Annotated in this window: 4 protein-coding genes; 3 read left to right on the top strand and 1 reads right to left on the bottom strand. The window is 67.1% G+C overall.

Annotated elements, in window-relative coordinates; translation table 11 throughout:
* Positions 1 to 546: 546 nt before the first annotated feature.
* Positions 547 to 1248 (top strand): response regulator, encoded by a 702-nt coding sequence (locus U9977_RS26465; protein WP_416210136.1) that lies wholly within the window; start codon positions 547 to 549, stop codon positions 1246 to 1248.
* Positions 1249 to 1331: 83 nt separating this feature from the next.
* Here the strand turns inward: U9977_RS26465 and U9977_RS26460 are convergent, their stop codons facing one another.
* On the bottom strand, positions 1332 to 1454 hold the full coding sequence (locus tag U9977_RS26460) for a hypothetical protein (RefSeq protein ID WP_322751993.1): 123 nt from the start codon (positions 1452 to 1454) through the stop codon (positions 1332 to 1334).
* A 69-nt stretch (positions 1455 to 1523) separates the two neighbouring features.
* Between U9977_RS26460 and U9977_RS26455 the strand changes: the two genes are divergently transcribed.
* Both U9977_RS26455 and U9977_RS26450 read left to right on the top strand, forming a co-directional pair.
* Entirely contained in the window at positions 1524 to 2906 is a 1383-nt protein-coding gene (locus tag U9977_RS26455; RefSeq protein ID WP_322751992.1) for a hemolysin family protein, read from the top strand.
* Positions 2903 to 3236, top strand: a 334-nt coding sequence (locus U9977_RS26450) for a CNNM domain-containing protein (protein ID WP_322751991.1), incomplete at its 3' end; no start/stop codon positions are given. The genes U9977_RS26455 and U9977_RS26450, both read left to right, overlap by 4 nt.

Genomic DNA, 3236 nt, shown 5'->3' with positions numbered 1-3236 from the left:
GTAGGCGTCCGACCATGCGGTGCCGGGTTTGAGATGCAGCCGGGGTGTGCTGAGTGAGGATGCGACCATGGGGTCAGGTTGCCTTTGATCGGCTCCAGGCGCCACTAGGAGCGACCGGCAACAGGGACGCGGCGTCGCAGGGGTCCAGAGTCCTGCCCCGCGATGGTTCGGGTCCGAGGGGACGCGAGCTGGACATGCACAATGTTACTTAGCGTAGCTCCATGGTGGGCGCGGGTGCGGGAGCCCCGGGATCGGACCCCGTTGGCCCACCCGCTGCGGCGCGCACGATACGTCCGGTTCGGGGTTGATGAATCACCACGTTCGCGGGTAAGATCATAGTGTGTCGCTGGCGGTGCGATGGGGCGGCGGCGCGTACCATTCCGATATGTCGGAAGCGGTGTCCGTGCGCGACTCGATCAGCACCGGCAGGAAGACTCGGCTCTACGTAGGACCACCGTCACATAGAGTGGGCACATGGGTCGATCGCATCTCGTCCGTCCGGTGGCAGGTCGTCGTCGAACCTCCCGTGCCTGGTAGTTCCGATCTCTGATGGTCAGCGTCCTGCCGCCGGTGGCGCCTCAGCCCGAACCCATCCGGGTGCTCGTTGTTGACGATCACGAGCTGTTTCTGCAGGGGTTGGAGACCGTTCTCGATCTTGAGGAGGACATCACGGTCGTCGGTCGCGCCGCCGACGGCCGGCAGGCTGTCGTGATCGCAACGGGAACCACTCCGGACATCGTCCTGATGGACGTCCGGATGCCGCACCGCGACGGTATTGATGCGGCGGGCGCCATCAAGCGGGAAGTGCCGACCGCGAAGATTGTGATGTTGACGGTCAGTGATGACGAGTCCGACCTGTTCGAAGCGATAAAGGCCGGTGCGGTCGGTTATCTCCTCAAATCGATACCTCCGCACGAGGTTGCGGGTGCAGTCCGTGCCGTGCACAACGGACTGAGCCTGATCAGCCCCTCGATGGCGTCGAAGCTGATGGTCGAGTTCGCCACCCTGGCGCGCGGATCGGACGACCGGCCGAGCCGGGTACCCGCGCCGCACCTCACCGCCCGCGAACTGGAGGTCCTCAAGCTGGTCGCGGGGGGTCGAGCGAACCGGGAAATCGCGCGCAAACTGTTCATCAGTGAGAACACAGTGAAGAATCATGTCCGTAATATTCTGGACAAGCTGCAGCTTCATTCGCGTATGGAGGCGGTCATGTACGCCGTGCGCCAGGGCCTCTTCGAGATCGACTGATCCCCCCCGCACCGGCCGGTGGACCGGGCCACGCAGTGGCGCGGGCATTCTTGGGGGACATGTGTCAGGCCATGTTGCGTGGGTCAGCGGACCTTGTCAGGGTGTCGGTTGTCAGCGGCGTCCGGTCGCGGAGGGTCGGTGGCCACCCGCGCCGCGTCGGGTTTCGACGTGTCGAGTCCCATCGTGTCGATCTTCGAGAGGGTCATGCCCAGTCCCGATCTACCCGGTCATAGTCCGACGCCTGCCCCGGAGCGAGCCGACCTGGGCAGGCTGCGATGACAGAGTGGCTCCTTGTCCTGCTCAGTGTCGTCCTGGTGGTGATCTGCGGGGTCTTCGTCGCCGCGGAGTTCGCCATGGTGACGGTTGACCGTTCACGCGTGACGCGCGCCGCCGACGCGGGTGACAGGCGGTCGGCCGGTGTCCTGTCGGCCCTCGCGAATCTTTCGACCCAGCTGTCCGGAGCGCAGCTGGGGATCACCATCACCAATCTGGCGATCGGTTTCCTCGCCGAACCGGCGATCGCGGGCATCCTCGACGGGCCACTGGAATCCCTCGGCGTACCCGGGGGAGCGGTCCGGGGCGTCGGCGGGACGATCGCCCTGGCGCTCGCCACGGCCACAACGATGATCTATGGCGAGCTGGTGCCGAAGAATCTGGCGGTTGCCCGTCCGCTGCCCACCGCTCGCGCGGTACAGGGGTTCGCGCGAGGCTTCAGCCGCGTGACCGGCTACCCGATCCGCCTCCTCAACGGAACCGCCAACGGCCTGCTGCGTCGGATGGGCATCGAGCCCCAGGAGGAGCTCGCCTCCGCCCGATCCGCGCAGGAGCTGTTCTCCCTGGTGGGTAGGTCCGCGGAAAAGGGCACACTCGCGCCGGAGACCGCGACGCTGTTCCAGCGTTCGCTGGCGTTCGGGGGCAAGCAGGCGGCGGACGTCCTGACTCCCCGGGTCCGGATGCGTACCGTCCAGGTCGACGACCCGGTCGGCGAGGTCATCGCCATGGCCCGCCGGACCGGGCACTCCCGTTTTCCGGTGGTCGGCCAGGGTCTCGACGACGTCGTCGGTCTCATCCACGTCAAGCACGCCGTTGCGGTCGGGGAGGAGGACCGGGAAACGGTGACCGTCGGCGACGTCATGATTGATCATCTGGTCGTACCGTCCACGATGGAACTCGACCCGCTGCTGGAGACCCTGCGCCGCGGCGGCCTGCAGCTGGCGGTTGTCATCGACGAGTTCGGCGGAACGGACGGTCTGGTCACCATCGAGGATCTGATCGAGGAGCTCGTCGGCGATGTGGTGGACGAGCACGACCGGGTGGGCGCGCACGCGCAGCGGCGTAAGGACGGAACATGGCTGCTGTCCGGTCTGCTCCGCGTTGACGAGGTTGTGCAGACCGTCGGCGTGCGGTTGCCGCTGGACGACGCCTACCAGACCCTCGGGGGTCTGATCGCAGACAGGCTCGGCCGGCTGCCCGTCACCGGCGACATCGTCGATGTCGACGGCGTCGGTCTGACCGTCCAGCTGATGGACGGTCGCCGGGTGGACCGTGTCCACCTGGCTCTTCCGCCCGCGCACCGGGGCCGGCCCCCTGCGCACCAGGGTCGGTCGCCGGCGCACCAGGGTCGGCACAGCCCGGGCATGATGGACGCGGTGCGGTGAGCAACCCGGTCGCTGTCTGCCTCGCCGTCGTTCTGTTGCTCCTCAACGCGTTCTTCGTGGGTGCCGAGTTCGCGTTGATCTCGGCCCGCCGGAGCGCCGTCGAACCGGTGGCGCAGAGCGGATCCACCCGCGCACAGACCACCCTGCGGGCGATGGAGGACGTTTCGCTGATGCTGGCCGGTGCTCAACTGGGTATCACGATCTGCACCCTGGGGCTGGGGTCACTCGGGGAACCCGCGGTTGCCCACCTGTTGGACGGTCCGTTCGCATCGGTCGGGCTGTCCGACGCCCCCCGGCATCTGATCGCGTTCGCCGCATCCATGATCATAG

The organism is Protofrankia sp. Cas8 (genome assembly GCF_963555845.1).
In the GTDB taxonomy this organism is placed as follows: domain Bacteria; phylum Actinomycetota; class Actinomycetes; order Frankiales; family Frankiaceae; genus Protofrankia.
Note: the sequence above shows the minus strand (reverse complement) of the source record. Positions and strands in the feature narration are given on the sequence as shown.

Bases quoted from the DNA above. Each gene is read 5' to 3' on its own strand.
- U9977_RS26460 (WP_322751993.1), bottom strand. From the start codon at position 1,454: ATGACCCTCTCGAAGATCGACACGATGGGACTCGACACGTCGAAACCC.
- U9977_RS26455 (WP_322751992.1), top strand. From the start codon at position 1,524: ATGACAGAGTGGCTCCTTGTCCTGCTCAGTGTCGTCCTGGTGGTGATC.